This window comes from Marinomonas gallaica, assembly GCF_049821165.1.
Lineage (GTDB): Bacteria > Pseudomonadota > Gammaproteobacteria > Pseudomonadales > Marinomonadaceae > Marinomonas > Marinomonas gallaica.
In genome coordinates this window covers 1,008,801-1,031,336 of the sequence record NZ_CP187511.1, presented here as the reverse complement: position 1 = coordinate 1,031,336, position 22,536 = coordinate 1,008,801, and the positions used below count along the sequence as shown (strand labels likewise).

Below are 22,536 nucleotides of genomic sequence, written 5' to 3'. Positions count from 1 at the left end.
CGCTAAGCATTACCAAACAAAGTGGCGTGCTTCCACGCCAAGAGCGCTAAATGCAATCGAACGACCCTGTTTCTGTGCGAGTGCATGACATACGATCAAAGGGATTAGATGCTCTTCACGAGGGTGACAGAAACGTCCGCCTTCTACTTCCGACCAATGCAACCAACGCTGCTTCGCTTCGTTTAGGTCTAGATGGCTGCTGGTCACGGTTTCATCAAGCCATGTTTGAAAAGCGTGCACATCGTGTTTCACTTGTGGTGTTTTTGGAGCAAAAAAAGCACGCATATTATGAAAACTAAAACCGGAGCCAATCACCAACGCATCCTTAGGAAGGGCTTCAGCTAACTGCTCTCCTAACATCCAATGCTGGTCTGGGCTTAAAGAGCTGGCTAACGAGATTTGCGCAACTGGAATATTTGCTTCTGGATACATCAGCATCAAAGGGATAAACATACCATGATCAAACCCACGCTTTTCATTTAAACCTATGTGTGTGCCTTTCGCTTCCATTTTATCAGCGATGTCACGCGCCAGTTTAGGGGCGCCCGGCGCGGGATATTGAAACTGATAAGACTCATCAGGAAAGCCATAATAGTCATAGATCAAATCGGGATTTTCAGCCGCCGTTATTTCAAAGCCCGATGTTTCCCAATGGGCACTGATCATGATGATAACCGACGGTTGTTTTGGAAATTGCTGAGGTAACGCCTTAAGTGTAGAGACCAATTCCGCATGGCTTGGGTCACCTAGCAGAGGCATAGGCCCACCACCATGAGATACAAATGCGACATGAGACATACATTGCTCCTTGAACGTTTTATGTTCAATAATTTTTACGATGCATCAAACATTAACCTTATCTTTATTGACAATAAATACATCAAAAGACAATACATTGTTTACCTATCAGAAACAGTTATAGACCGCAGTCACTTATCTAAACAGCCAATTGACTGTTCAGCACTATACCAATAGACTCCTTAAAAACACCAAGTAGCGCCAAAAAATAACACCTAGTCAAATGTAAAATTCATGATGATCATGGTAGATTCGACGTCATGATTTACACAAGTCGTACTTATTGCACCATGATCTTTACACATTGTCACAGACTGTGACGGCGTAAACTCAACGGTGTGGCGAGCTGGCAACAACCAGCATTAAAATAATTAGAAGCGCTCAACGCGCGATTATCACTGGAGAACCTCTATGCAAGAGTTCATTGATTTCCTGAACGGAGTCATCTGGAGCCCTGCGCTCATCTATTTGTGCTTAGGAGCAGGTCTGTTCTATTCGATCCTGACTCGATTCGCTCAAGTCCGCCATTTCAAAGAAATGTGGTCATTGCTATTTAACTCTACGCCATCTGAAAAAGGTATTTCATCGTTTCAAGCCTTAGCAGTATCTCTTTCAGGTCGTGTTGGTACAGGTAACATTGCCGGTGTTGCTGCCGCAATCGGCTTCGGTGGTCCAGGTGCTGTATTCTGGATGTGGGTGGTCGCTTTCCTTGGCGCGAGTACCGCTTACGCAGAGTCAACGCTAGGTCAAATTTACAAAGTGAACGATAACGGTCAGTACCGTGGTGGTCCAGCGTATTACTTTGAAAAAGGCCTTCGTCTAAAATGGTTAGGTGTGTTGTTTGCCTTAGCCTCTATTCTTGCTTGTGGTGTGTTCCTTCCTGGTATCCAAGCCAACTCCGTTGGTAATGCTGTTGCCCAAGTCTTTGGGTCTGGCGATATCATTTCTACTTCTTTCGGTGAAGTGGGCACGACCAAACTCGTCGCTCTGGCTGTTATTCTGGTCGTTCTGGCGTTCATCATTTTTGGTGGTATCAAGCGTATTGCGAACTTTACCCAAGTTATTGTGCCATTTATGGCAATGGGTTATGTGATCATGGCTCTGATTGTTGTCTTCCTAAACCTTGATCAAGTGCCTGGCATTTTTGGACTGATCATTTCTGATGCATTCAGTGCTCAAGCAGGTTTTGGTGCAGCAATTGGTTGGGGTGTCAAACGTGGTGTTTATTCAAACGAAGCCGGTCAAGGCACAGGCCCTCATGCGGCTGCGGCAGCTGAGGTTCAACACCCATCTCAACAAGGTTTGGTTCAAGCGTTCTCTGTCTACGTTGATACGTTGTTCGTATGTACTGCAACAGCACTGATGATTCTGATCACACAAAAATACAACGTTCAGGGTACATTACCTGATGGCCAGTTCATCGTGCAAAACCTACCAGCTGATGTAATCATTGCCTCACCTGCGTTCACGCAAATGGCACTGCAAAGCATCTTTGGTGGTTTTGGTTCAGCGTTTGTCGGCATCGCTTTGTTCTTCTTCGCCTTCACGACAATCTTAGCCTACTACTACATTGCTGAAACAAACGTAGCGTACCTACGTCGTGCGTTGAAAATTAATGTATCTCTAACGTTTGTTAAGCTATTGATCATGTTTATGGTGGCCTACGGTACTGTAAACACAGCAGGCTACATCTGGAATCTTGGTGATGTGGGGGTTGGTCTAATGGCTTGGTTGAACATCGTTGGTATCATCGCCATCTTCTTTATGGCTCGTCCAACAATGAAAGCCTTGAAAGACTACGAAGATCAAAAAGCCGCTGGTGTAGAAGAATACACTTTTGATCCGAAAGCGCTCGGTATTCAAGGCGCTGACTTCTGGGAACAACGCCTAGAAGAGCAAAAAAACAAAAAGTCTTAATCTAACCACAGGTTAGTATGATTAATAAAAAACCGCTTGAAGTCATCTCAAGCGGTTTTTTTTATGTACATAACTAATCAACCTACGCCACGCTAATCGGCCGAAGAAGCCTGCTAGGTAAGGTTGTGCGATAACGCTGTTGATGGGCGTTCGCCAAACAATAACCGATAATCTTTCGCAAACTGGCTCATATGCCAAAACCCCCACTGAGCTGCCAAATCGGCGATATTTTGTCCCGCTTCGGCTTCCATCAAAGCACGTCTTACTCCATTCAAACGAGACATCCGTAGATATTGAATCGGACTGATATCAAGGATACTTTCAAAGGCATATTGTATGGAACGTCGACTCACATTGGTCACTTGGCAGAGGTCCGTCACGGTTAGAGGCGTATCAGGGTTTTCCTGTATAAACGCTCGCGCTAAGTCCACAACCTGTTTGCGATGGTGGTAGCTTTGGGTTTGAGCGGGGGCAGGACGCTCCACTTTAAGCACTTCTAACAATGCCATCATAACAAGGTCATGAGAAATGCGTGCAGATAAGCCTTGAGCGCTGCCTGATCCTAACAACCGATTGAGTAAAAAACGCACCTCTTGCAATGTTTTTTCTGGCAACACTAATCGACCATATTCATTGAGCTCAGACCATTTCAGTTCCACATCATGGATTTCAGCCATACGCATCAATGCTGGCAACTTAACGACCATGCCATACAACTCGTAGTCCTGTGGTGTGGTCAGATCAAACTCACACCCACCAGGACGACACATAATATTGTCAGATCGAACTGACAATCCATTAATACGACTGTCTGATTGATCATTTAAAGGGATACCTAACCAAACAGAATCAGGCCACACCATACATTTTTGTTGTAGTGCCTGACTGGTCACTTCTTTAAACACTTGGAGATCATTAAAAGGCAGCTCCACAATCGAGCCATGAAAGCCTCCACGACTGATTTGGTCATACTCTTGCTGCCAGTTCGTTAAGTTAGCTGCGTGCATGTCTGCATCAAAGGCCTGTTTGCAAGACACCTTAACGCTCTTTATTGGTGCGACGTGATTTTTTAGCCCTGCCATCTTTTTCTCCATTTATCAAATTTGCGCAAACTGCAAACATGAAGTTTTTATAGTTATTTGATTTATAAGGGGTTTTAAAAATTGCCAAAATTCGATAACGCCCATGTAACGGTATTCAACAAAATAGAATAACTTGCTAATCGCTTTACAAAGCAATTCCTATTCCATAAGGCAGCGTTATCAAAGCAGGCTTTTAAAAGTAGACTCAAAGGTGCCAACATGGCAAATGACAACACACAATATCGCTTTCGACATACGGTGGGGGGACGAACATTTGGCTTTAAGAACCTTGCCGATTTAATGGCTAAAGCCACCCCCGCGCGCTCAGGTGACCGTCTTGCAGGTGTCGCGGCAGAAACCGCTGAAGAACGCGCCATCGCGCAGATGACATTGGCTGACGTTCCTCTCAAACTGTTTTTGGAAGACCTGCTCATTCCTTATGAAGACGATGAAATCACCCGTTTAATCATCGACGAGCATGATAAAGGCGCTTTTTCTGTCATCTCCCATCTCACCGTCGGTGGCTTTCGAGACTGGCTGCTAAGTGACCTAGCCACACCAATTACCTTAGAACGCATACGCTTAGGCGTGACACCTGAAATGGCGGCCGCCGTGTGTAAGATCATGCGCAACCAAGACCTTATTTTGGTCAGTAAGAAGTGCCATGTGAAAACTGCTTTTCGGAACACCATCGGCTTACCGGGGCACTTATCAACTCGTTTGCAACCCAATCATCCAACAGATGATTTAACAGGCATTGCTGCCAGTATTTTAGACGGTTTGATGTACGCCAACGGAGATGCGGTCATTGGCATCAACCCCGCCACCGACAATGTGGCACAGGCTTGTCGTTTGATGAACATGATGGATGAGGTCATTCAACACTACGAGATTCCGACGCAGTCATGCGTGTTAACGCACGTCACCAACACCATTGAATGCATTGAACAAGGCGCACCAGTTGATCTGGTGTTCCAGTCCATTGGCGGTACGCAAGCGACCAACGATAGTTTTGGTTTTAATCTAGCTACTCTTGCCGAGGCTCGCGAGGCTGCGCTATCACTTAAGCGCGGCACGGTCGGTGATAACGTGATGTATTTTGAAACCGGACAAGGCAGCTCTCTTTCCGCTAATGCACACCACAATCTGGATCAACAAACCTGTGAAGCACGAGCCTATGCAGTAGCGCGAAAATTTAAACCGTTGTTGGTTAATACCGTCGTTGGCTTTATCGGCCCAGAGTACTTATTCGACGGCAAGGAAATTACTCGAGCAGGCTTAGAGGACCATTTCTGCGCCAAGCTATTAGGCTTACCCATGGGCTGTGATGTCTGCTACACCAACCACGCCCAAGCCGACCAAAATGATATGGACAACCTGATGACGTTGCTTGCCGTTGCAGGCTGCACTTTCATCATGGGCATTCCTGGCTCTGATGACATCATGCTCAACTACCAAACCACATCATTCCACGATGCCATGTATGTACGCCAAGCATTAGGCCTAAGCCCTGCGCCAGAGTTTGATCAATGGCTAAAACACACCAACATTTTTAGTGATGACCAGTTCACATTGAATCATAAAATTCCCGCAGCTTTTGAAACGTCACTAAAACGCATGTTGGGAGACCATTAGTATGAAGCGAATCTTTCCAACGCACCCTATCGAAGAGCCCGTCATTGAAAATCCATGGCAACGCTTACGTGAGTTTACAGACGCACGTATTGGCTTAGGGCGAGCGGGCATTAGCGTACCAACCAAACACCTACTTGCCTTCCAGTTGGCCCATGCCCAAGCCATTGATGCGGTTCACACTCCCCTCGATATAGATGGACTGATCGAAAACCTTGTGTCCCAAAGCTGGTGCCCCAAAGGCCAGCCGCTACGTTTACATAGCCGAGCAGAACATCGCGACATGTACCTACAACGCCCAGATTACGGTCGCCTTCTGAATAAAGCCTCAGAGCAAACCTTAGAAGATCACGCTTACCTGTGTGATGACGAATACGATCTGGCATTTGTTATTGTTGACGGTCTATCGGCCTTCGCTATTGAAGAGAACGTAGCGCCCTTTTTAGGAAAATTGATCCCGCAACTGACGAGCGGGCCAGAGCCTTGGCGCATCGCTCCGTTTTGCTTGGTCGAACAGGGGCGTGTCGCCATTGGCGATCACATTGGCGACCTTCTCAGAGCAAAATGTGTTGTTGTGCTGGTAGGCGAGCGCCCCGGCTTGAGCTCACCCGACAGCATGGGGCTCTACCTAACTTGGAGCCCTAAGGTGGGGCATACCGACGCCTTTCGCAACTGTATCTCCAATATCCGTACTGCGGGGCTGAACTACCCTGAGGCTGCCCGCAAAGCACTCTACTTGCTTAATGAAGCGCGTAGCAAACAACTCTCCGGCGTCAAACTTAAGGATCGCACAGACGATTCCGTGCTGGAGCATGAAAACGATAACAACAACTTTCTAATCACTCAAAAACCTTAACCATAACAGTACACATGAGGAACACACATGGCTGAACAAATGGATCAAGACTATCTGGCCAAGCGCCAGCTAAAGCGCGGCACCGCTGGTTGGATGCTACTCGCAGGTCTAGGGGTGTCGTACGTCATCTCCGGAGACTTCGCAGGCTGGAACTTCGGTATTGGCGAAGCTGGCTGGGGCGGCTTCGCCATCGCAGCCGTGCTGATGGGCATCATGTACCTGACACTGGTGCTATCGCTAGCCGAAATGTCAGCATCAATACCCGCTGCGGGTGGTGGCTACAGTTTCGCTCGGCAAGCGATGGGGCCTGTCGGTGGCTATATGACTGGTTTGGCAGTGCTCATTGAATATGCATTGGCTCCAGCGGCTATCGTTATTTTCATCGGTTCAGCGGTAGAAGAACTACTCGGTTTCAATGGCCCTGTTGTCTACGCCCTGTTTTACCTCGTCTTTATCGGCATTCATTTAGCTGGTGTGGGCGAAGCCCTAAAAGTTATGATGGTCATTTCTGGTTTGGCAGTGGTCGCAATTTTAGGTACGGCGGTCGCATTAATCGGCGATTTTGACGCCTCGCGCCTGTTTGATATCGCACCTACCGACGCAGCAGGCGCATCAGAGTTGATGCCTTTTGGTTGGTACGGAGTCTGGGCAGCACTGCCGTTTGCAATGTGGTTATTTCTCGCTGTGGAAGGGGTTCCTCTAGCGGCCGAAGAAGCCAAAGACCCGGCGAAAGATGTGCCGAAAGGTATTATTGGTGCGATGATTTTCTTACTATTTACCGCAACCCTAGTCGTCTTATTGCTGGCTGGTGTTACCGGTGCAGAAGCAATCGGCAGCAGTGCGGTACCGTTAGTGGATGCTTTGAACGTAGCCGGTAAACCAACGTTGGCGACACTGGTGAATGTGCTTGCACTGGCCGGTTTGGTGGCATCATTTTTCTCCATCATCTATGGCTACAGCCGTTTAGTCTTTGCCTTGTCACGTGCTGGCTACTTACCAAAAAGCTTGTCTCTTACGAATAAACGTAAGGTCCCTGCTCGTGCTCTGATTGTTCCTGGCGTATTTGGGTTCCTAGCGTCATTAACGGGCGAAGGGGATCTGATGCTAGGAATGGCTGTGGTTGGTGCCACCGTGTCGTATGCATTGATGGCGCTAAGTCATATTCTACTGCGCATTAAACAGCCTGATATGCCTCGTCCTTATAGAACACCGGGGGGCATTGTTACTTCCAGTATCGCCTTGGTGCTATCGATTATTGCGCTAACAGGTGTTTTCGCCTATGACCCACGTGCCTTTATGTATACCTTGGCACTGTTTGTGATCGGCGCCGCGTATTTCTTTTTGTACAGCAAAAATCGTCTCGTCGCGAAAACGCCTGAAGAAGAGTTCAATATGCTGGCACAAGCGGAAGCCGATTTAACCACAACCCCTTAAAACGCTCTAATCTCTTAGTCTTATCATAGACAACTCTCCTATTTAGGAGCGCCCTTCACGATCTAATCGTGCGGGGCGTTTTTTTGGCTAAACTGCTTTAACCACATTTGCCTATGCTTAATTCGATCCCTTAGCAATCGCTGAATATCCTTAAACGGCTGTGACCACTGACCTATCATCCCCATGTCATCAATCGCTTGCTGGGTACCAAAACGAATAGCTTGATCATCGTGCCCTGCGTGCCAACTACCAAATAATCGATCCCAAATAGCCAACACCACACCAAAGTTACGATCATAGTGATGACGCGCTACCGAATGGTGTATCTGATGTTGCGCGGGTGAGATAAGCCATTTTTCAATACGAGGACCGTAGCTAAGCGCCACACCAGAATGACGTAAATTTGCCCCGAATACATTAAACAAAAATGTCGTGACTAGTACGCCGTAGATCTGCCATAAACTGACTTGATTAGGAAAAGCCACCAGAAATACGCTGATAACAAAACTTTGAGAGACCATAGAGCGGAGGAAAAACAATAACCCTTCAACGGGGTGAGTGCGAAAGACGGTAAACGGCGTTAGTACTTTGGCACTGTGATGCACCTGATGAAACACCCATAACCAAGGGCTTTTGTGCATACACCAGTGCACAAAAAAACGCGAAAAATCATCGATTAGAAAGTAGCATAAGGTAAATAAAACCATTACAACGGAAGTCGACCAGCCTAGCTGCAGATCACGAAAGCCGTGTTCTTGCCAATAGAAGTATAGCCAACTAATCCAAACCGCCTGAGTAAGTGCTTTCGGGATCAATAACGCTAATAAAAGGCGATTAACCAGCCACAATGCGTAGTCAGTTCGCGCTGAGCGATGGAACCAGACTCGCCATGATAAATAAGGCTGTAAACGCAACCATCCCTGACGACCATAACGAATGGTTAATAGCGCGCCCGCAAACAACAATGCCGACGCAAGATACCAAACAGACACTCGCTTGCTCGTATCCAACAAAGACGAGCCAGCAAATGCCAGCTCGTCTCCTAACCAAGCAACAATGTTTTCCAACATTATTAAAACGCCCGTTTAGTCATTTTCAGCGCTTTTACCTGCAGTATTAATTTGTTCTAAAACAGCGCTCATGCCGCCCGTTTTATCTTTCAGCTTTGCTTTTAAGTCAAAATGTTGGGCTAGTAGGTTTTGCACTTTGATCATATTCAATTTGTATTCTTGCATAATGCCCGCATTGGTTTGTACAAAGCCACCTTTACCATCGTATGCGGCCACTTGCATGTCACCGAACAGTACAGGGCTAAAGCCAATCAAACGATCTAGGCTTGCTTGCGCTTTACCTAGATCTCGACCCGCAGCTTCAAGAGACAGCGCAAAACCTTTTAATTCACCCCAGTGTTTTACGTAATCACGGAATGCTTTGCTGACATCACCATGCGCTTCTTCAATGATCGCGATTTTCTCAAGATCAGCGTAGACGCTACCCGCGTATTTGAACGCCGCCTCAGCAATGACTTGCTGCCACGCCGTCGCAATCGTTGCTGCGTAACCCTTTAATTCACCGCGCTGCTCGTCAGTTAGACGTTCACCATTTGCTTTGCTAATCAACTGGCGACCGTCAACAAACGCCTGCATGATCGTATGGAAGTATGTGGTATCAGAGCTGGCATCGATGCTGGCGGCATAATAAGCGTGTGCAAACGCCATTTCTGACTTCAGGTCTACAACACCATCGCCATTTGCATCGGCTTTTGCGAAGTACTCAGGATTCTGTTTGGTAATTTGCACAACTTCATTTGGCGTAAGCTCTAAACCATGTGCCGGCGCTCCAAAGTAACCAAACGCTTCGTCCCATACATGTTCTTTACCTGTATAAGGTACGCCTTCTTTATAGGCTTCGTTATTTGGATGCTGATCTGCCTCTAACTTCTCTTCTAAGTAATGGTTAACCGCTTTGTTATAGAACACTGCGCCCATGGCAAACTTAGAGATTAGCTGAGTGTAATCGTAACCATTAACAGGGTCATAACCTTGCTTACTGTTTGCTGCCAGTTCTACCCATTGTTGTAACAACTCTTGTGCTGTTGGATTGCCAGGCCAACCTGTGATCACACCATCGTAAGCGCTGGATAATAAGTCTTTCCCCTTAGAGAGTTCGTCAACTTGAGACTGTTTAATAGCAAAACCCTCTTTGCTAACAGGATCAAGAATAATACGACCTTCTTCTTTGCCAGATAAGTACATCAACATCTGCGCTAGGTCGCCTTGGCTCACCACTTTTTTCAGCGAATTATGCAGGACATGACGTGCAATCTGACCGGAGTAGGCAACAGAGGAAGTCGCATCACCGTCATAGCCTTTTAACGTAACATCGAATTCATAAGACATGGCATTAGCCTGCACAGCCCCCGCAGTGACTAGCAAAGCAAGTAAGGTCTTTTTCATTGTTCTAACCCTTAGATTTAAATAGTTGACAGTATCAAATACATTAGAAAAAACTTATTAAAAGAGAAGTTAACAATTATAAGAACCATTATCAATATTAATTGTATATATAACTCCTTATATCTGTTTTTCAAAGAACACTTTTATTGACGTACTATTTATTCTTAAAACCTTCTATAAATCGCTTTATTTCTTCCCTAAAACTCCTATGATCGCTTTTCCTTACACAGCTTTCTTAGAGGGTGACTGCGTGCTAAATGAAGAGTTTATCGATCTGCTAAAACATCTTATTCGTGCTCCTTCCGTAGTCGGCGCGGAGCACTCGTTTTTTCGAGTTCTGCAGCGTGAGCTTGAAGAGCGTGGCGCGAAAGTAACTTGGTATGAAGGTGTCTTAGTCGCACAAGGCAGTGATCCATTTAGTACCATGTTCTCTGCGCACATCGATCGACATGGTTTAGTGTGTACTGGCCCTAACGAATTCCAATACGCCGCATTTGTCTCAGCCAATCGAACCGATCTATTGAACAATTCTGTGTCTGAGCAGCTCATGACAAAGGTAACGGAGCGCTTTAACCAAGAAAACGTTTATGCTTACGAACCTTGGTCTGGTGGCTACCGTGGAAAAGGTGTCATCCGCAATGGCTACATCTGTGAATACCGAAACAACTTAATTTTCGAAGTCGAAGGCCTAGAAGGGGTTGTTGCTGGCACGCCAGTCGCTTTTGAAGACACACTCGCTCGTAATGGCGATCGTTTAGAAGGTCAGCTCGATAATGTTATTTCGGCCGCGGCGCTGGTTCACCTATTCAGCCAAGGGTTTACTGGAACCGCTTTTTTTACCGCGCAAGAAGAAGCAGGTAAAAGCTGGCGCTACTTGCTAGAGTGGTTTAGACGCTTTGGCGGTACAACTAACCGCTTGTTCGTTGTTGATACGAGTCCATTTCCAGATATAGAAAGCGCAGATCAACAGCTACTGGTTTTGCGTGAAAAGGATGCTAACGCTTCCTTTAACCCCGAAAGTACAGCGTTGCTCGAACAACTATGTGAAGAGATTGGCTTTAGCTTCTTATATAAGAACCGTTATGTTGAAGCAGAGAACGAAAAATTAATCGCTGCCGGCCAGTCGCCAAGCTCACTTGGCAGTACTGAGTTAGGTCGCATCATCTCGGCATCTAATGGCTTGGTCGATGGTACTACTTTACAAATCCCAACTACGGGCTATCACACTATGCATGAATCGGCTTCATTTGCTTCAGTGAATGCGTTTCTACTATTACTGCAGGCGATTGCAAAACTGCGCTAAGACTGTCTGAAAGCTCGACTATACTCAAAACTGTGGCCATACGAGTGCACATTTTGCTCTTATAGCCTTTTTTAAGTGATTAGCCTAAGCATTTTGTGCAAAAGTTATGTAATTGAAGAGGGATTATTTCAAGAATACTAATGAGTTAAGACGCTATCATTGTGTAAAGAAGCCATAATACGTCAGTTTTTTGTCAAGTTGCTTCAAATGCTTCACAAGTCAGACAATCTTTGCACTTTTATATCTAAGTCAAATTATAAATATTTAATGTACACTTAAGCTATTACTAAATGACATCCCCCCTAAGGAGAGAGACATGTCTAACATTTTTAAGAAAACAGCAATTCTAAGTGGTATCCTTGCAGCATCAGCAACGGCTGTGCACGCAGAAGAGCCAGTTGCAGGTTTCACACTTACACCAAGCATTGGTTATTCCGCACCTGATAACAATCGTGACTTGGATGACGATCGTGCGTTCGGTCTTAGCTTTGGTTACCAATTCGATAACCCATGGGGCGTTGAGTTCACTTACCTAAACTTAGACAGTGAACTTAGCAACGGTCAAAACATCGATGCTGATCAATACCGTCTTGACGGTTTATACAACTTCTTTAACAGCTCTAGCGTAACGCCTTACCTAGCAGCGGGTCTTGGTTCTACGCACTACGACTTAGATCTTGACGGTGACGAAAACACTCAGCTTAATGCGGGTGGTGGTTTAAAATTCGCACTAAGCGACAATACGTCTCTACGTGCTGATTACCGCGTTGTAGAAGATTTAGAAGCAGATCACACAGACCAAGTAGCAACAATCGGTCTTCAGTACTCTTTTGGCGCTAAAAAAGCGGCACCAGCGCCAGCACCAGTTGTTGAACCAACGCCAGTGGTTGAAGTAACGCCTGTTGTTGAGCCAGAGCCAGCACCACCAGTGAAAACAGTACTACCATACGACATTCACTTCGCATTCGACTCTGCTCATGTTGCTCAGTCTGAATACTCTGATCTACAAAACATTGCTGATCACCTAGAAGCAAACCCTGAGCAAGTTGCTCAAATCCGCGGTTTTGCTGATTCAGTGGGTCCAAAAGAATACAACGAAACATTGTCTGTAAAACGTGCTGATGCTGTTGCCAAACGATTAGTTGAAGACTTCGGTGTAGACGCTAGCCGTCTAGACACTGTTGGTTACGGTGAAGCTTACCCAGTAGTAGAAAATACATCTAAAGCAAATCGTCAGCTAAACCGTCGTACAACGACTGTTTCTTTCTCTTCTCGCGAAGCGATGGAAAACGATATGCCTAACTAAGTTTTTGACTTAGTTTAAAAGAAAAACCAGACTTCGGTCTGGTTTTTTTGTGCCTTTCATTTACAAGACTATTAACAATTGCCCTTCTTCGCTTGCCCCGGCGGACAGAAGCTATTGTTATCGCTACCTTTATCATGTTTACGCTTACCATCATGATCACCACTACGACTGGCCTCAACATCGACACCGCCAATTTCACCGGCTACTCGATGTACCGAACAACCCGATACAATTAGCGCGGCTAAAGCCACTAGCAATATATTTTTCATCCATCTCTCCTGATATTCTTTTTCGCCAGACTAACGGACAAAGCGCTGTTTAATCGAGTGTTTTTACACAGGCAAAGCATTCCTTTCGCAATTTAGACACTCCACTTTACGCCATAAATCCGGTATAAAAAAAGGCGATACGCAGTTGCGTATCGCCTTTTCAGTTTGGAACGTTTAGCCGACGAGGTTAAGCCTCAAAGCGATCCAAGTTTTCTAGTGGGTAGAAATCTGGGTAAGGTAAAGATGCAACACCAGAGTCAACGGCAGCTTTAGCCACTGCTGCAGACACTTCAGTTAGCAAACGCGTGTCCATTGGTTTCGGTAGAATGTATTCTTTACCGAACGTCAATGCAGAGCCACCGTAAGCCGCAACAACATCCGCAGGCGCTTCTTCTTTCGCTAGGTTTTTCAAAGCATTCACCGCAGCTACCTTCATCTCTTCGTTAATCTTCGTTGCACGCACATCCAGCGCACCACGGAAAATGAACGGGAAGCCAAGTACATTGTTTACTTGGTTCGGGTAATCAGAACGGCCTGTTGCCATGATCAAGTCAGAACGCGCAGCCAAAGCAGCTTCTGGATTAATCTCTGGATCTGGGTTTGAACATGCAAACACCACTGGATTGGCAGCCATTTTCATCAGCTGATCAACCGTCAATAAGTCTGGACCAGATACACCGATGAAGACATCCGCACCATCAATTGCATCGTCTAAGCTGCGCGCATCCGTTTCGATTGCAAACGTTGCTTTGTATTCGTTCAGATCATCACGACCAGAATGAATAACACCTTTGCGGTCAAGTACGTTGACGTTCTCACGCTTTGCGCCACACGCAATAATCAAGTTCATACATGCTGTCGCCGCGGCACCTGCACCCAGACATACGATTTTCGCGTCAGCAATGTTTTTGCCCTGTAGCTCAAGAGCATTTAATAGACCTGCAGCCGTTACAATAGCAGTACCGTGTTGGTCATCATGGAAAACAGGGATAGAACAACGCTCAATCAACTGACGCTCGATTTCAAAACACTCAGGCGCTTTGATGTCTTCTAGATTGATTCCACCGTATGTATTGGCAATACGCGCAACCGTATCGATGAACGCTTCAGGGCTTTCAGCTTCTACTTCCACATCAACCGAGTTCACACCAGCAAAACGCTTAAACAATACGCCTTTACCTTCCATTACTGGCTTAGACGCCAACGGACCGATGTTGCCTAGACCAAGTACCGCAGTGCCATCAGAAATGACGGCTACTAGATTGCCTTTACCGGTATAACGGTAAGCTGCCTCTGGGTCTTTCGCAATTTCACGGCACGGCTCTGCTACACCTGGACTGTATGCCAAAGATAAGTCGCGAGACGTTGCTGTTGGCTTGCTGATAGTGATGCTAAGTTTGCCTGGTACTGGTTTCTCATGGTACTCAAGCGCAGCTTGTTTTAGATCTTCTGCCATTTTTGTTATTCCGTCTATTTAATAGTGTTGTTCGTTCGCTTTGCAGCAAATGGATGGGCGTCTTTCTGGCTTTTCGATACTAGGAGTACCGACCTAGAAGAAGCTCCTTATAAAATTATAATAGTGCGTATCGGTTAATCCGATGACTTAATTCTACGTAAGTCTTGAGGATGTTTCACCGTCAATACGACGGATTTAAACCGATCTTGCTGGCGTTTCTTGCGTTGATACTGCCAGCCTCGGGCTTCGATCATCTTACCCTGTAGATAGAATACATCTTTTTGAGCCCAATAGTGCTCTGCATATCGAGGAATATTGATCACTAGATCTTGATCAGTCTCTAGCCACCAACCGCCACGATTATGCGTAATGGACATCAGTGTTGATCGTACGACCGCAAAGCCTGCTTGTGGCTGCCAATGCGTCGAGTATTGCCAAAGTCCGCGTTTTGCTTCACGGGCGCTTAGCTCCGCTTGAACAAAACAATCTTGGTATTTTAGATTAGGCGGAACAGCAACACGATAACCTAACCCATCGGATAGTAACCGACTTGTTATCGAGTCTCGATCTTTCGTAAATAAATAATACAGCTTACGACCATAGCGGTCTTCGTTTTCTTGCGCACTTTGCCAATAAACGTGACTTCCCGCAAGCGCCGTTAAGCGCTGCTTGGCTTCTAAAGCATACGCTTCATGGTGTCCCTGCTCGTGATCCAGCTCCGGTGTATTAATACCCACGAGACGAATTTTACGGCCATCCTTGAGGTATAGGGTATCGCCGTCAATGACTTTGGCGACTTGTGCCTTTTGTAAATCCCCATCGGCAAGGCATTGCCCGAAACTTGGGAATGGCAGGCACAAAAAAAGCGCCAAGAGAGCTTGGCGCTTTTTTTGAATCAGCATACGTATCATCCACCAATTACTTAGTAGTACGACGTGCTCCGAAACGTTTGTTGAAGCGATCAACACGACCACCTGTATCAAGCATTTTCTGCTGACCAGTGTAGAACGGGTGACATTGGCTACATACATCGATGTGTAGATCGTTGCCAAGTGTAGAATTTAGAGTCAATGTGTTGCCACAAGTACAAGTTGCAGAAACAGTAGAGTAATTTGGGTGGATATCTTTTTTCATCGTTTTTTACCTTAAGGTTTGGTGTGCCGCCACTTAGTCAGTAATTCAGATTGCTAAGCACCGCACGATTCGTTGTACATCAATTGTACAGTGGTACCAAGAGCCGCGTATTTTAGGCGTCAAAACAGCTTTCGGCAAGCCCTTTTACGATAATTTCACCGTCTGAAAGCAAGTGAAAAGTTCACATTTTCTCGCCAGACTGACGTACACTTAACACATACGCTGTCGTTTGAAATCTTTTTGTTGATAAATCAAGGTATTAGTCTTTTATGGAAGACACACTTCTCACCAAAGACCCCTATGTCAAAGTGGCTTTAAATGTGCCACTACGTGCCAGTTTTGACTATAAAATCCCTAAAGCCTTGGCCTATCGCCATCATATTCGTCCTGGCATGAGGGTCAAAGTTCCATTTGGGAACGGTGACCGTCAAAGCATTGGCCTTGTTATTGAAACCAGCACGCAAAGTGATTTTAGTGATGCTCAGATCAAACCATTAACTGCACTACTAGACGACAGTCCCATCATTCCTCAGGAGCTGTTTGATCTATGTGCTTGGGCCGCACGCTATTACCATCATCCTATTGGCGAAGTCTTTTTTCACGCATTACCCACCAGCTTACGTAAAGGCGAAAGTGCCGATTTTCGCACTGAAACCTGGTGGTTTGTGACAGAGCAGGGTCAACAAACTGACATCGACAGTTTAAAAAACGCAAAACAGCAAAAAGCATTTTTAGAGGCCATACAACAGCACGCTGAGCATGGCTTAAGCCCGCACCTAATAAGCGTGTTAGAACTCACTACCAATGCCGCAAAAGGGCTTGAGAAAAAGGGCTTAGTACGCAGTGAACAGCGTAATTTAAAACGTACAGTAGAAACCCATGCACATCAGACACAAGTACCGCCGAGCCTAAACTTAGAACAAGCCGCCGCGACAAAAACCATCCTCGCCATGCGCAATGAGTTTGGCGTCGCATTATTAGACGGCATTACGGGCAGTGGCAAAACTGAGGTATTTTTACGTGTCATTGAGGCCCTACTTCAAGAAGACAAGCAAGTCTTGGTGATGGTGCCTGAGATTGGCTTAACGCCTCAAACCCTGCGACGTTTTGAAAGCCGTTTTAATACCGACATCGTCTTGATGCATTCGAATATGACGGATCGCGAGCGCTTAGACGCTTGGCTGATGATTGAACACGGTGATGCCAAAATTATCATTGGCACTCGATCATCGGTGTTTATTCCAACCGCGAACCTAGGGCTGATTATCATTGATGAAGAACACGACGCCTCCTACAAACAACACGAAGGTTTCCGTTACCACGCTCGTGACATGGCAATAAAACGTGCTCAGGGGCAAAACATTCCGGTGTTGCTCGCCTCAGCCACACCCTCCTATGAAAGTCTCGCCAACGCCTTACAAAAACGTTATCTATGGCTCAAATTACGCCAGCGTGCAGGGGAAGCGGAGTTACCACAAATGGAGCGTGTCGACCTACGCGGCCAAAGTCTCAAGCAAGGCTTCAGCGAATACACACTGGAACGTATGCGCCAAACCTTGGAACGTCGCGAACAAGTATTGGTCTTCCTCAACCGTCGCGGCTATGCTCCGACATTAATGTGCCATCAGTGCGGCTGGATCGCTGCGTGTGATCATTGCGATGTGAACCTCACCGTTCACAAACACGCCAATAAACTGCACTGCCACCATTGCGACAGCCATAAGCCCCTTACTCAGGAATGCCCAGAATGCCATAGCAACGAATTGTTTACCGTTGGTGAAGGCACTGAGCAAGTCGAGGGTGTACTAAACCAGTACTTCAAACAGACGCCCGTATTGCGTATTGACCGAGACAGCACCCAACGTAAGTCGGCACTCACGCAAATCACACAAAAAATCCACGAGCACGATCAAGCGATACTGGTGGGCACGCAAATGCTTGCCAAAGGCCATCACTTCCCGAATGTGACTTTAGTCGTGATCATGGACGCCGACGTGGGCCTTTTTTCTTCTGACTTTCGTGGCATGGAGCGCACCGCTCAACTGATCACCCAAGTGGCTGGGCGTGCAGGTCGCAGCAGCAAACGCGGCCACGTACTGTTGCAAACGTACCACCCGGACCATGCAGCGATTCAATGCTTGTGCGAACAAGGCTACGAAGCCTTAGCGATGGATGGCTTAAGGGAGCGTCAACAACTCGCTCTGCCGCCATTTCATCATCAGGTGGTTATTCGCGCCGAATCGCAACAAGAGCAACAAGCGATGGGGTTATTGATGCATTTGCGCAACGAATTATCCGTACACCTGTCTGATGATATGCAAGTCGTCGGTCCCTATGCCGCCATCATTGTCCGAAAGGCTGGCCAACACCGCGCATTGTTAAGTATAAAAAGCCCTCAACGAGGCAATTTGCACCGTGTCATCGCATCGGCAAGTCGGTGGCTTGAACAAAACACGAAAAATCATAAAATTCGGTTCGCGATCGACGTCGATCCGCTGGAAACTTTCTAATGCACTGCGCATAATGTGCGCACTCAACTAAAACAATGATTCTCATATGTTAGATTTCATGCTCTTAGCGACCCAGAACAACCGTTCAAGAAAAGGAGCGACGCGTAAAGCACCGCCACCGCCCCCAAAACGCAGCTTGCCGTGGTGGCTTTGGCTCGTCGTACCAGCGCTGTTAGCGTCGTTTGTGTTTGTGCTGGTCAAATTAGCCTCGGTGGAAACACAACCTAGCACGACCAAAGTGCAGACCGTTGCGCCAGCCAAACCTGCGCCAGCTAAACCAAAAGAAACCGTGAAAGCGGCACCTAAAGCAGCGGAAAAACCACAAAGCGATAAATTTGAGTTTTATCAGCTGCTGCAGGACAGCGAAGTGGATACCAGTCACGTCGATGCTTACGAGTATCAACCACGTGAAGAGGAAAACTTCAGCTATATGATTCAAGCCGCATCGTTCCGCTCCAGCGCCGATGCCGACCGTCTTCGCGCCAAGCTAATTTTATCTGGCCTAACCGCATCGATCAAAGCCAGCACCAGTGAAGATCGTGGTACATGGTATCGTGTCGTTGTAGGACCATTCGACACTCGCTCTGGTGAGAGTCGTGCACAAGATAAATTGGCCGAGATGGGCATGAATTCCTATACCTACAAGATCAAAAAAGAACCGTAAAAAGCGCAACAACCCGTAAAGCGCCTAACGATTCCCGTTTGGCGCTTGAAATCCTCACGCTTACCCCCATTTTGATTAGTAATCGAATGTGGAGTAAATCATGACTACGATTCTAACCGTACGTAAAGACAACCAAGTCGTCGTTGGCGGCGATGGCCAAGTTTCCTTAGGCAACACAGTAATGAAGGGCAATGCCCGTAAAGTGCGCCGTCTATACCGTGGCGAAGTCATCGCTGGATTTGCCGGAGGCACAGCTGATGCATTCACCCTGTTCGAACGATTCGAAAGCCAATTAGAAAAGCACCAAGGTCACCTTGTGCGTGCTGCGGTGGATCTTGCCAAAGACTGGCGTTCAGACAAAGCCCTACGCAAACTGGAAGCGATGCTGATCGTGGCTAACAAAGAAAGCACGCTAATTATTACGGGCAACGGCGATGTGGTCGAACCGCAACACGGTGCCCTTGCCATTGGCTCTGGCGGTAACTTTGCCGAAGCCTCTGCCCGCGCCTTGCTCGAAAACACCGAGTTAAGTGCCCAAGACATCGTTGAAAAAAGCCTGAACATCGCGGCTGATATCTGTGTCTTCACCAACCATAGCCTAACGATCGAAACCGTCATCATCGATCCACAGCTTGAAGACAACTCACAGTAACGAATTTAAGAGATTAGACCCATGAGCTACATGACTCCAAGAGAAACGGTCAATGCCTTAGACCAACACATTATCGGCCAGCAAAAAGCCAAACGCGCAGTCGCAATCGCCTTGCGTAACCGCTGGCGTCGCATGCAATTACCCGAAGAAATGCGCGCAGAAATCACACCTAAGAACATCCTGATGATTGGTCCAACTGGTGTGGGTAAAACTGAAATCGCACGCCGTTTGGCAAAACTTGCTAATGCACCATTCATTAAAATCGAAGCAACAAAATTCACCGAAGTCGGCTATGTGGGCCGTGACGTCGACTCTATTATCCGCGATCTGATGGAATCTGCGATTTCCATGTTGCGCAAGCAAGAAACAGAGCGCATGAAAGACAAAGCCGAAGACGCCGCCGAAGACCGCATCCTTGATGCCCTACTTCCACCGGCACGCGGTTTCGAAGAAGATTCAGCGTCTAACTCAACGCGCCAAGCGTTCCGTAAAAAACTGCGCGAAGGTCAGCTAGACGACAAAGAAATCGATATCGAAGTGTCGGATTCCCCTGCAGGCGTAGAAATCATGACGCCACCGGGTATGGAAGAAATGACCAGCCAGCTACAAAGCCTGTTCTCCAACATGGGCGGCGACAAAACCAAAAAACGTAAGCTGAAAGTAAAAGACGCACTGCGCCAAATCCGTGAAGAAGAAGCAGGCAAACTGGTCAACGAAGAAGAACTGAAAGCACGCGCTGTCGAAGCTGTTGAACAACACGGCATCGTGTTTCTCGATGAAATCGACAAGGTCGCGAAAAGCTCGGATCGCTCCAGCGGTGAAGTGTCTCGTGAAGGTGTACAGCGTGACTTGCTACCACTGATCGAAGGTAACACGGTCAGCACCAAATACGGCATGATCAAAACGGACCACATCCTATTTATTGCGTCCGGTGCATTCCACCTATCCAAGCCATCGGATTTGATTCCCGAGCTACAAGGTCGCTTACCGATTCGTGTTGAACTGGACGCACTGACCGTGAACGACTTCAAGCGTATTTTGACGGAACCTAGTGCGTCCCTGACAAAACAGTACGTAGCACTGGCGAAGACGGAGAACATTCATCTAAACTTTACCGAAGAAGGCATCACACGTATTGCGGAAATCGCTTGCCAAGTGAACGAACGCACTGAGAACATTGGTGCTCGTCGTCTGCACACCGTTTTGGAGCGCCTACTCGAAGAAGTGTCCTACTCCGCAAGCGACATGCCGGATGAGCAACAAGTTGATGTTACGGCTGAGTACGTAGATCAGCAACTTGGCGAAATCGCTGAGAACGAAGATCTTAGCCAATACATTTTGTAATTTGATAACCTTTTAAGATAGATCGAGAGCAATCATGGCAACGCCTGTTCCAACAAAAATTCACTACCATAAACAATCCCGTGAACTGGAGCTGGCGTTTGCCGATGGCTCAAGCTATCGCCTCAGCGCTGAATATTTACGTGTTCACTCACCGTCCGCGGAAGTCCGCGGTCACGGTGCGCAAATTCCAATTTTACAGCATGGCAAACGCAATGTGATGATTATGAACATTGAGCCTGCAGGCAACTATGCCATTAAAATTACCTTTGATGATGGCCATGATTCTGGCCTGTATTCGTGGGACTACCTATACAATCTAGGCAAAAACCACGATGAGCTCTGGCAGATGTATTTAGATCGCCTTGAGAAAGAAGGCCGCACGCGCGACTCTTCTAGCATTCAAATTCATCAAGTACATTAAACTGGATCGAAACCATGTCTTTTAGCCTTGCCGCCTTTAGCTCTATCGAACATGCCATCAACTACGCCCTGAAAAAGGACCCGCCATCGCAACGCCACTTGGCAAAGCTAGCGGGCCAGCAAATTTTTCTGGAAGTAGAAGATTTTAATCTGATCATTCAGATTCATGTGTTGGAAGAAGGCGTCATGCTCGACTGCCCACAAAGTATGGAAGACATGGAGCTGGACGCAAAATTGGATACCCATGTTAAAGGCCCAAGTAGCGCTTATCGCAAGCTTCTAGAAGGGGATGGTTTCTTCGATGGAGATTTACGCATTCGCGGTAACGCTCAAGCACTGATGACGTTGCATAAAGTCATGCAAGGCTTTGAGTTTGACTGGGAAGGTATCTTAGCAGACAAGATTGGCGATCTACCTGCCGCCACCTTTGCACGTCTTATGCGCACACAATGGACATGGTCAAAACAAGCCGCCACCAATGCTCGCGTACATTTAGTCCACTACCTGCAATCCAACAGTGAGCTATTGCCAAGCAAGATCGAGTTTGATCACTTTGTCGATGAAACCGAACGCTTAGGCATGCAGATCGAACGCTTAGACGCCAAACTCAAACAAGCCGAGCGCAAGCGCGGTTAAACTCTAATTTATATACTGTTTTCATTTAAACGCCTTAATTTTAAATGAAAACAGTCATTAATAGCTTAAAAGATCGATCATCGATAAAAATCAAAGCCTCAGTTCTTTCTATTTTTATAGCTCCAACTATTATGTAAAAATGCCAAGAAGAAAAAGAAATATAAATAGGAATTTATTTTTAATTCATCAAAACTTTCACCGGAAGAAAAGAAAAAATAAGCAGCCAACAGTGGGTAAATATAAAAAGTAAATCTTATATATGAAAACAAAACCTTATTAAAAATAAGGTACTGAACAAACAAGGAAAAAATCAAAAATAAAGAAAACTCAACATTACCCATACTAGTCCCATTTAATTTATTGGATCTTATATAAAATCCTACACTTATAGGTAAAAAATAGGATGGTTGTATAAAAACTCAGTAAAATCAACTCGAATCACTACCACTAAATAAAATCATCACACACCCAATACCAGAGAATAGAAAAAAAACTTTCTATATTAAACTTCAAATCATCTTCTAAGAAATTAAAATCACCCCAAATAAGGTAAAATGAAAGTAAAAAATAAAATGGAGTCAATATTAAAATTATTTTTTTATTGAAGAAACCAACCACATAGGAATTAAGTAAAACGGCTAATATTACAACCACAGTGTCCAAAATC

The 22,536-nt window shown here is 46.2% G+C and carries 21 protein-coding genes; 12 read left to right on the top strand and 9 right to left on the bottom strand.

The genetic code is table 11. The features are described from left to right. Window positions 1-9 precede the first annotated feature (9 nt). The gene (locus ACPUEK_RS04825) at window positions 10-798 is read right to left on the bottom strand and encodes a DODA-type extradiol aromatic ring-opening family dioxygenase (RefSeq protein ID WP_425642513.1); all 789 of its coding nucleotides are present in this window, start codon (window positions 796-798) and stop codon (window positions 10-12) included. Between the two features lie 411 nt (window positions 799-1,209). Between ACPUEK_RS04825 and ACPUEK_RS04820 the strand changes: the two genes are divergently transcribed. Then, window positions 1,210-2,715, top strand: a complete 1,506-nt coding sequence (locus ACPUEK_RS04820) for an alanine/glycine:cation symporter family protein (protein WP_067032889.1) — start codon at window positions 1,210-1,212, stop codon at window positions 2,713-2,715. Between the two features lie 113 nt (window positions 2,716-2,828). Here the strand turns inward: ACPUEK_RS04820 and ACPUEK_RS04815 are convergent, their stop codons facing one another. Next, window positions 2,829-3,797 (bottom strand): helix-turn-helix domain-containing protein, encoded by a 969-nt coding sequence (locus tag ACPUEK_RS04815; RefSeq protein WP_425642512.1) that lies wholly within the window; start codon window positions 3,795-3,797, stop codon window positions 2,829-2,831. Between the two features lie 219 nt (window positions 3,798-4,016). Between ACPUEK_RS04815 and ACPUEK_RS04810 the strand changes: the two genes are divergently transcribed. The 3 genes from ACPUEK_RS04810 to eat are packed head-to-tail and all read left to right on the top strand — an operon-like array spanning window position 4,017 to window position 7,719. Continuing rightward, a complete protein-coding gene (locus ACPUEK_RS04810; RefSeq protein WP_425642511.1) occupies window positions 4,017-5,432 on the top strand; it encodes an ethanolamine ammonia-lyase subunit EutB in 1,416 nt (471 codons plus the stop codon). A gap of 1 nt (window position 5,433) precedes the next feature. After that, complete coding sequence (gene eutC, locus ACPUEK_RS04805) at window positions 5,434-6,285, top strand: ethanolamine ammonia-lyase subunit EutC (protein ID WP_425642510.1); 852 nt, start codon at window positions 5,434-5,436, stop codon at window positions 6,283-6,285. 27 nt (window positions 6,286-6,312) lie between these two features. After that, window positions 6,313-7,719 (top strand): ethanolamine permease, encoded by a 1,407-nt coding sequence (gene eat / locus ACPUEK_RS04800; RefSeq protein ID WP_067221028.1) that lies wholly within the window; start codon window positions 6,313-6,315, stop codon window positions 7,717-7,719. A 62-nt stretch (window positions 7,720-7,781) separates the two neighbouring features. Here the strand turns inward: eat and ACPUEK_RS04795 are convergent, their stop codons facing one another. Together ACPUEK_RS04795 and ACPUEK_RS04790 are read right to left on the bottom strand one after the other, a co-directional pair. Continuing rightward, entirely contained in the window at window positions 7,782-8,789 is a 1,008-nt protein-coding gene (locus tag ACPUEK_RS04795) for a sterol desaturase family protein (RefSeq protein WP_425642509.1), read from the bottom strand. A 15-nt stretch (window positions 8,790-8,804) separates the two neighbouring features. Continuing rightward, on the bottom strand, window positions 8,805-10,175 hold the full coding sequence (locus ACPUEK_RS04790; RefSeq protein ID WP_425642508.1) for a DUF4856 domain-containing protein: 1,371 nt from the start codon (window positions 10,173-10,175) through the stop codon (window positions 8,805-8,807). Window positions 10,176-10,425: 250 nt separating this feature from the next. Between ACPUEK_RS04790 and ACPUEK_RS04785 the strand changes: the two genes are divergently transcribed. Both ACPUEK_RS04785 and ACPUEK_RS04780 read left to right on the top strand, forming a co-directional pair. Next, window positions 10,426-11,478 carry a peptidase M42 gene (locus tag ACPUEK_RS04785; RefSeq protein ID WP_197467827.1) on the top strand — a complete coding sequence of 351 codons (1,053 nt, stop codon included), beginning with the start codon at window positions 10,426-10,428 and terminating at the stop codon, window positions 11,476-11,478. A 316-nt stretch (window positions 11,479-11,794) separates the two neighbouring features. Further along, window positions 11,795-12,784: an OmpA family protein gene (locus ACPUEK_RS04780; RefSeq protein WP_067221041.1), complete on the top strand. Its 990-nt coding sequence runs from the start codon at window positions 11,795-11,797 to the stop codon at window positions 12,782-12,784. 71 nt (window positions 12,785-12,855) lie between these two features. Here the strand turns inward: ACPUEK_RS04780 and ACPUEK_RS04775 are convergent, their stop codons facing one another. The 4 genes from ACPUEK_RS04775 to rpmE all read right to left on the bottom strand — a co-directional run bounded on the left by ACPUEK_RS04775 (window position 12,856) and on the right by rpmE (window position 15,643). Further along, a complete protein-coding gene (locus ACPUEK_RS04775; protein WP_067221045.1) occupies window positions 12,856-13,053 on the bottom strand; it encodes a membrane lipoprotein lipid attachment site-containing protein in 198 nt (65 codons plus the stop codon). Between the two features lie 187 nt (window positions 13,054-13,240). Continuing rightward, entirely contained in the window at window positions 13,241-14,509 is a 1,269-nt protein-coding gene (locus ACPUEK_RS04770) for a malic enzyme-like NAD(P)-binding protein (protein WP_067032859.1), read from the bottom strand. Between the two features lie 134 nt (window positions 14,510-14,643). Continuing rightward, window positions 14,644-15,411, bottom strand: a complete 768-nt coding sequence (locus ACPUEK_RS04765; protein WP_425642507.1) for a thermonuclease family protein — start codon at window positions 15,409-15,411, stop codon at window positions 14,644-14,646. A gap of 16 nt (window positions 15,412-15,427) precedes the next feature. Next, on the bottom strand, window positions 15,428-15,643 hold the full coding sequence (gene rpmE, locus ACPUEK_RS04760) for a 50S ribosomal protein L31 (RefSeq protein WP_082866227.1): 216 nt from the start codon (window positions 15,641-15,643) through the stop codon (window positions 15,428-15,430). Between the two features lie 269 nt (window positions 15,644-15,912). Between rpmE and ACPUEK_RS04755 the strand changes: the two genes are divergently transcribed. The 6 genes from ACPUEK_RS04755 to ACPUEK_RS04730 all read left to right on the top strand — a co-directional run bounded on the left by ACPUEK_RS04755 (window position 15,913) and on the right by ACPUEK_RS04730 (window position 21,869). Continuing rightward, window positions 15,913-18,153 (top strand): primosomal protein N', encoded by a 2,241-nt coding sequence (locus tag ACPUEK_RS04755; protein ID WP_425642506.1) that lies wholly within the window; start codon window positions 15,913-15,915, stop codon window positions 18,151-18,153. Between the two features lie 46 nt (window positions 18,154-18,199). Further along, window positions 18,200-18,817, top strand: a complete 618-nt coding sequence (locus ACPUEK_RS04750) for an SPOR domain-containing protein (RefSeq protein WP_067032853.1) — start codon at window positions 18,200-18,202, stop codon at window positions 18,815-18,817. A gap of 100 nt (window positions 18,818-18,917) precedes the next feature. Beyond that, window positions 18,918-19,469 (top strand): ATP-dependent protease subunit HslV, encoded by a 552-nt coding sequence (gene hslV / locus ACPUEK_RS04745; protein WP_067032851.1) that lies wholly within the window; start codon window positions 18,918-18,920, stop codon window positions 19,467-19,469. Window positions 19,470-19,490: 21 nt separating this feature from the next. Beyond that, window positions 19,491-20,813, top strand: a complete 1,323-nt coding sequence (gene hslU, locus ACPUEK_RS04740) for an ATP-dependent protease ATPase subunit HslU (protein ID WP_067032849.1) — start codon at window positions 19,491-19,493, stop codon at window positions 20,811-20,813. A gap of 34 nt (window positions 20,814-20,847) precedes the next feature. Next, window positions 20,848-21,234, top strand: a complete 387-nt coding sequence (locus ACPUEK_RS04735) for a gamma-butyrobetaine hydroxylase-like domain-containing protein (protein WP_067101606.1) — start codon at window positions 20,848-20,850, stop codon at window positions 21,232-21,234. Between the two features lie 14 nt (window positions 21,235-21,248). Beyond that, window positions 21,249-21,869 (top strand): ubiquinone biosynthesis accessory factor UbiJ, encoded by a 621-nt coding sequence (locus ACPUEK_RS04730; protein ID WP_425642505.1) that lies wholly within the window; start codon window positions 21,249-21,251, stop codon window positions 21,867-21,869. Between the two features lie 447 nt (window positions 21,870-22,316). Here the strand turns inward: ACPUEK_RS04730 and ACPUEK_RS04725 are convergent, their stop codons facing one another. Then, entirely contained in the window at window positions 22,317-22,532 is a 216-nt protein-coding gene (locus tag ACPUEK_RS04725; RefSeq protein ID WP_425642504.1) for a hypothetical protein, read from the bottom strand. Window positions 22,533-22,536: the final 4 nt, after the last annotated feature.